The following is a 6,834-nucleotide window of genomic DNA, read 5'->3' as shown; positions in this document are numbered from 1 at the left end:
AATATTGTTGTGGAAAGTTTATTTTTCATTTTAACCCTTAATAAAATAATGAAGTAAGTAGAATAATCTGTATATTATTTTAATTACTTCACTATAGAAAGCATTTTATTAAAGGAAATTGATATTATTCAGGTGGGGTCATACCAAATTGCAAATAAGCCATATTCGTTGCTATACGCCCGCGAGCAGTGCGCATAACATAGCCTTGTTGAATTAAGTAAGGTTCAATAACATCCTCTAGTGTGCCGCTATCTTCAGCCATTGCGGCTGCTAATGCTTCAACACCAGTAGGTCTGCCTTCAAATCGTTCAAGCAACATACTGATATAACGGCGATCTAAAGTATCTAAACCTGCTTTATCGACATTTAGCATGTCTAGAGCACGTTGAGCCATTTCTTGAGTTACTTCTCCTGTGCCTTTCACTTGAGCGTAATCGCGTACACGGCGTAATAGTCGATTGGCGATACGTGGAGTACCTCGGGCACGTCTTGCAATTTCAGTTGAACCTTCTCTAGTAATTGGAACATCCATGAGGTTTGCTGAACGCGTTACAATATGCGTAAGATCTTCAACAGAGTAAAACTCCAGACGTTGCACAATTCCAAAACGATCACGTAGTGGGGAAGTGAGTAGACCAGCACGTGTTGTTGCTGCGACTAATGTAAATGGCGGTAAATCTAGTTTAATAGAGCGCGCTGCTGGACCCTCACCAATCATGATATCCAGTTGATAATCTTCCATCGCTGGATATAGGATTTCTTCAATCACTGGCGAGAGACGATGGATTTCATCAATGAATAAAACATCACCTTCTTCTAAGTTGGTCAGCATTGCAGCTAAATCACCAGCGCGCTCCAATACAGGACCAGACGTAGACTTTAGATTTCCACCCATTTCGCGAGCAATAATGTTGGCGAGGGTGGTTTTACCTAAACCTGGTGGTCCAAAAATTAGCGTATGATCCAGTGCTTCACCACGCCCACGAGCAGCACCAATGAAAATTTCCATTTGCTCGCGAACCACGGGCTGACCAATATAGTCAGCAAGTGATGTCGGACGAATTGCGCGATCAAAATGATCTTCAGGTTTTTCAATTCCACTAATGAGGCGATCTTGCATAATATTACTTCATCATCGATTTAAGAGCTGCGCGGATAATATCGGCAGATTCTGTATAGTCAGCCTTGACAGCTGCCACAGCTTTTTGTGCTTCAATAGGTTTATAGCCAAGCGATTGTAAAGCAGCCTCAGCCTCAGCAACAGGTGAGTTTGACATGAATTGAATTTGAGAGGAGGTAGTTTGTGAAGTGCTATTCGTTGACTGTGAAAGTGCTTTGAAACGGTCACGTAATTCAATCATTAAACGTTCCGCAGTTTTTTTGCCAACTCCAGGCACTTTAATCAGTGTATTGATATCATCGTGTTCAATGGTGTGAATTAATAATTCAACACTTAACGTAGATAAAATCCCTAATGCCATTTTTGGTCCTACACCGTTTACTTTGAGTAGGGTGCGAAAAATGATTTTTTCTTGTGCTTCACTGAAGCCATATAGTTGTTGAGCATCTTCACGAACGACTAAATGCGTCCATAACGTTACTTTTTGTCCTTTTTGTAATTGGCAAAATGTTGAAAGCGGTGTATCGATTTCATAACCAATCCCATTTACATTAAATAATACAGTAGGGGCTTCTAAGGCAAACACTTCGCCAATTAAACATCCGATCATAGAAAATTTTTCACTATTTATTTGAAAAGATTTAAACCAAAGTCATTTAAGAAAATAGAGTTTGCATATTCTTTTAAAAGAAGCCAACTTTATTCCCTTGTAGCTCTTGCGCCAAGCTATAAGCCTGATGGTCTGAGAACTTACTAATAATATCTAAGACTTGCATAATATTATTGTAATGGTTGTTTTGAAAATTTGCGCCTGAATGTTGCAAAATCGACATCAAACGTTGTTCTTTAAAGCTTAATGTTTTATGCGGCATGGTCAAAGGCACAAAAGCATCTAAAATAGTCTGTAAGCTTTGATGCGCAATAATTTCTAAACCGGATTTTTGAGGATGTTCAAAAATACGATCACGTGCAAGATTTTTCGCAGTTTGAATCCCTGCTTCAATATCAGGTGAGCAATATTGTAAAAGGCTCCCTTTGAGTTGACCTGTGATGATTTCATAGTGGTGTTTTGCAAAAGCCGTCGTGACTTCATCGACTAATCGTTTCATTACACGACCACGCAAGGCTGCAATTTTTTGTTGCCAAGTGGTATGCGGTAAATGCAGCTCTTCAGGAAGACCAAAATCAGCAATCAAGTTGAGGAAAATAGGTTCAACTTCCTCATAACTCAACATATTAAGAATGATGCCGTCTTCCAAATCAATCAGTGCATAACAAATATCATCAGCAGCTTCTAACAAATAAGTTAGAGGGTGACGACAATAGTGATATTCACCCAGTCTAATTAAGCCAAGCTGTTCAGCAAGCTGTTTTAAAATTTCTTTTTCTGATTGATAGCAACCAAATTTTGCTCTTTGATGTGATGGGGTATCGCCTTGTTGGTCGATGGTTTTTGATAACCAAGGATATTTTAAATAGGCACCCAGTGTTGCGCAGGTCAGACGCATACCACCATCATCAGGATGGTAGTCAATACGACTCAGTAAACGAAGACCTTGCGCATTACCTTCAAATTGACGAACGTCTGCTTCTTCTTCGGGAGTGAGTTTGGTCAGAAAGTCACGATGTGAGGCATCATCAAACCATTCACGTATCGCATATTCACCTGCATGACCAAAAGGGGGATTGCCAATATCGTGAGCTAAACATGCCGCTTGAATAATCGCACCGACATCAGCAGGTGAAATCCACATAGGTAATTCATCTTTGATCTTTTCTGCGGCGAGCATACCAAGCGAGCGACCAATACAAGATACTTCCAGTGAATGAGTCAATCGAGTATGAATACCATCGTGCTGAGTCAATGGGTGAACTTGAGTTTTTCTATTCAGTTGTCGAAAACTTTGGGAAAATATAATTCTATCGTAATCTTTATGAAACGGGCTTCTAGCCAATTCGGTGCTACTTTTTTTACTACCTAAGCGAATTGCAGAGAGCAATTCCAACCAACGCATTTGTTCCATTCATCATTGTTCACTATGAGTTCAAGATCATGATGCCAAAAAAAGGATTAAAGCACTAGAGTAGGGCGACATAAGTTGTCTTGAATAAGTATGTCGTCGCATATAGTTTTGTATTTCATCATTTAAGTTAAGTCATTTGAATTTTTAGGGGGAAACATGAATAAAAATATTGCACTTATGGTCTGCGTATTATTATCAGCTTGTAATCAGGTAGAGCCATCTGAATCATTAGAAGTGAAACAGAAGCAAACATCCTCTGATCAAGTTAAGCAAAAAACGATAGATCAGCCAAAGAAAACAGCGGTTGTCTTAGCTGCATTTGCTTATCAAGAAGTCGCGGATCAGCGCCTAGATCAACAATGTATTTGGACAGATGATGCAAATGCAGCGGCAAAACAATATTGGAGTATTCAACCCAATATTGAATTGAATGGGCATTCTCGTTTTAGCAAAGACGATGTTGCTTTATCTGCTGTGGTATTGGTGAAACCCATCAAAAATTGTTCTGAGTTTTATAAAACAGCTCAAACTGCATTTGCCTATGCTATTAATAATGATCGAGATTGGGTCAATAGCCTTCCAATACAATCAAATCAACTAATCCAAAACACAGATGAAACAGTTTCAATTGATTTAAATCACAATGGCAAACCTGAGCAAAGTTATGTCTGTTTAAACAGTGAAAGTATGGATGTGTTCTTTAAAGAAGCGATTCAGGATAAAAGCTTTATCCATGCACATGTGCAGCTTTCATATAGTGTTGAGGGTGGTGTGGACGACACTCTTGCTTGTAATGACTCATTCTTTTCTAAGCTCGGTATAATAAGAAAAGAAGACCCGCAAACTGGAAATGTGATCTACATATCAAAGTAAACGAATTGTTACGAATATACTAAACCCATAAAGCGATAAGAATTTAAGTGATTTGGGATAGAAAACTCTGATTTTTAAGATGGATATGGCTAGCTGAAAGAAGGCTTTCACAGTAGAATATGCGCTCTCTCATAAGTCACATTGCGGTAGGTTCGTTAGACCCACCCGTGGAGCCAAAGTCAACATGTTTATCGTGGCCGGTGCATCAGCACATTCTTCTTTTAAGAAAGCTCAACTCTTAAACCGTTTAGCGTCAATGAGTTCTGTTCAATCTTTTGACAGCCAGTGGGTTTATTTGTTTGATCAAGCGCTCAACGAGCAGCAACATCAATCGGCATTACAACTTTTAAACGATGGTCAATCTTTCGAACTTCGCCAAGCTGCAAGTGATGAAATCCAAATTTTAGTAACTCCACGTGTTGGCACAATCTCTCCGTGGTCGTCTAAAGCAACTGATATTTTCCAAAACTGTAATACACCAGTACACCGTCTAGAACGTGGTCTTTTATTCACGTTAAAAGGTGTCACTGAAATTACGAATGAAGTTAAACAAGTACTTCATGACCGTATGACGGAAACAGTTTTTGCTCAAATTGAAGATGCAAAAGCTTTATTCTCAGAAACTGCGCCGAAGCCACTCAACTCAATTGATATCTTGGGTCAAGGTAAAGAAGCATTAGTTAAAGCGAATAATGAGTTCGGCTTTGCTTTATCTGAGCAAGAAATTGATTACTTAACCGAAGCATTTACTAAGCTGGGTCGTAATCCAAATGACATCGAGTTAATGATGTTTGCTCAGGCGAACTCTGAACACTGTCGTCATAAAATCTTTGGTTCTGAATGGACAATTGATGGTGAAAAACAACCATTATCATTGTTCCAAATGATTAAGAACACCTATAAAGAATCTCCAACAGATGTATTGTCGGCGTATAAAGACAATGCCTCTGTGATCGTGGGTTATGACACGATGCGTTTTTATCCAAAAGCGGATGAAAATGGTCACTTTGTTTATAAATATAAGAGCCAAGCCGCTCATATTTTAATGAAGGTTGAGACGCATAACCACCCAACAGCAATTTCTCCATTTGCTGGTGCTGCAACTGGTTCAGGCGGTGAAATCCGTGATGAAGGTGCAACAGGTCGTGGTGGTAAACCAAAAGCAGGTTTAACAGGCTTTACGGTTTCTAACTTGAATATCCCTGGTTTCGAACAGCCTTGGGAAGAAAACTACGGTAAGCCTTCACGTATGGCATCGCCATTACAAATCATGATTGAAGGTCCATTGGGTGGTGCGGCGTTTAACAACGAGTTTGGTCGTCCTGCATTAAATGGTTATTTCCGTACCTTCGAACAGAATGTGAATGGTGAAGTTAAAGGCTTCCATAAACCAATTATGATCGCTGGTGGTTACGGTAACATTCGTCCTGACCACGTTGAAAAAGATGCGATTCAACCAGGTGACTTGCTCATTGTATTGGGTGGTCCTGCCATGTTAATCGGTCTTGGTGGTGGTGCTGCATCATCTGTAGACAGCGGTACTATGGGTGAGAGCTTAGACTTTGCTTCAGTACAACGTGAAAACCCAGAAATGGAACGCCGTTGCCAAGAAGTCATTGATACATGCTGGCGCTTAGAAGACTTTAACCCAATCGTGTCTATACATGACGTGGGTGCGGGTGGTCTATCCAATGCGATGCCTGAACTAGTGAATGATCACGAGTTAGGTGCTGTATTGAACCTGCGTAAGATTCCATCTTTAGAGCCAGGCATGAGCCCGATGGAAATCTGGTCAAATGAAGCGCAAGAACGTTATGTGTTAGCGATTCGTCCAGAATCTTTAGAACAGTTTGAAGAAATTTGTGCACGTGAGCGTTGTCCGTTTGCAGTACTTGGTGAAGCGACTGAAGCACGTCATCTGACTGTTGAAGATCCGTTATTTGAAAACAATGCAGTCGATATCCCAATGCAAGTCATGTTGGGTGGTACACCACGTATGCAACGTTCATATGAAACGATTGAACGTAAAGGTAACGACTTTGATGCATCAAAAGTTGATTTGAAAGATGCGATTTTCCGCGTATTGAAGAATCCAACAGTTGCGTCTAAATCATTCCTGATCACAATTGGTGACCGCTCGATTACAGGTATGGTTGCCCGTGATCAAATGGTTGGCCGTTGGCAGGTTCCTGTTGCAGATGCAGCAGTAACGACGACAAGCTTGCAAGGCTTTACAGGTGAAGCTATGGCGATGGGTGAGCGCCCACCAGTTGCTTTGTTAAATCCTGCTGCATCTGCACGTTTAGCGGTTGCGGAAGCAATTACCAATATTGCCTGTGCCAACATCGAACAAATCAGCGATATCAAGCTTTCTGCCAACTGGATGGCTGCGGCTGGTCAAAAAGGTGAAGATCAAGCCTTGTTTGAAGGTGTGAAAGCGATTGGTATGGAAATGTGTCCTGCATTGTGTATCGCTATTCCTGTCGGTAAAGACTCACTTTCAATGCGTACCACTTGGAATGATGGTGAAGATAAAGCCGTAACTTCTCCAATGACAGGCGTAATCACTGCGTTTGCACCTGTTTTAGATGTACGTAAAACATTAACACCTGAACTGAAGAACTTAGCAGACTCAGTACTTGTACGTATCGATTTATCTAAAGGTCAATTCCGTTTAGGTGGTTCGATCCTTGCGCAAGTATATAAAGCAATCGGTTCTGTTACCCCTGATGTTGATAGTTTTGATGACTTCAAAGCATTCTTTGCCTTGATTCAAGACTGGAACAATCGTGGCGTGATCAAAGCTTACCATGACAT

General features: G+C 40.6%; 5 protein-coding genes. 2 read left to right on the top strand and 3 right to left on the bottom strand.

Annotated features, from left to right (window positions below):
• Positions 1-124: 124 nt before the first annotated feature.
• The 3 genes from ruvB to A2003_RS05975 all read right to left on the bottom strand — a co-directional run bounded on the left by ruvB (position 125) and on the right by A2003_RS05975 (position 3,144).
• A complete protein-coding gene (gene ruvB, locus A2003_RS05985) occupies positions 125-1,120 on the bottom strand; it encodes a Holliday junction branch migration DNA helicase RuvB (protein WP_004952988.1) in 996 nt (331 codons plus the stop codon).
• A gap of 4 nt (positions 1,121-1,124) precedes the next feature.
• A complete protein-coding gene (ruvA, locus tag A2003_RS05980) occupies positions 1,125-1,730 on the bottom strand; it encodes a Holliday junction branch migration protein RuvA (RefSeq protein ID WP_286686963.1) in 606 nt (201 codons plus the stop codon).
• A gap of 73 nt (positions 1,731-1,803) precedes the next feature.
• Positions 1,804-3,144, bottom strand: coding sequence for a deoxyguanosinetriphosphate triphosphohydrolase (locus tag A2003_RS05975; RefSeq protein ID WP_112986225.1), 1,341 nt, complete (start codon positions 3,142-3,144; stop codon positions 1,804-1,806).
• Positions 3,145-3,300: 156 nt separating this feature from the next.
• Here A2003_RS05975 and A2003_RS05970 point away from each other — a divergent pair, with 156 nt between their 5' ends.
• Positions 3,301-4,017: a hypothetical protein gene (locus A2003_RS05970; protein ID WP_286686962.1), complete on the top strand. Its 717-nt coding sequence runs from the start codon at positions 3,301-3,303 to the stop codon at positions 4,015-4,017.
• Between the two features lie 184 nt (positions 4,018-4,201).
• On the top strand, positions 4,202-6,834 hold a 2,633-nt coding region (gene purL / locus A2003_RS05965; protein WP_286686961.1), incomplete at its 3' end, for a phosphoribosylformylglycinamidine synthase.

Origin of the sequence: Acinetobacter sp. GWC1_38_13 (genome assembly GCF_001767535.1) — a bacterium.
GTDB lineage: Bacteria > Pseudomonadota > Gammaproteobacteria > Pseudomonadales > Moraxellaceae > Acinetobacter > Acinetobacter junii.
Note: the sequence above shows the minus strand (reverse complement) of the source record. Positions and strands in the feature narration are given on the sequence as shown.

What these genes read in the sequence shown, in the direction of transcription:
- A2003_RS05970 (WP_286686962.1), top strand. Translation starts at nt 3,301, where the DNA reads ATGAATAAAAATATTGCACTTATGGTCTGCGTATTATTATCAGCTTGT.
- ruvA (WP_286686963.1), bottom strand. Translation starts at nt 1,730, where the DNA reads ATGATCGGATGTTTAATTGGCGAAGTGTTTGCCTTAGAAGCCCCTACT.
- A2003_RS05975 (WP_112986225.1), bottom strand. Translation starts at nt 3,144, where the DNA reads ATGGAACAAATGCGTTGGTTGGAATTGCTCTCTGCAATTCGCTTAGGT.
- ruvB (WP_004952988.1), bottom strand. Translation starts at nt 1,120, where the DNA reads ATGCAAGATCGCCTCATTAGTGGAATTGAAAAACCTGAAGATCATTTT.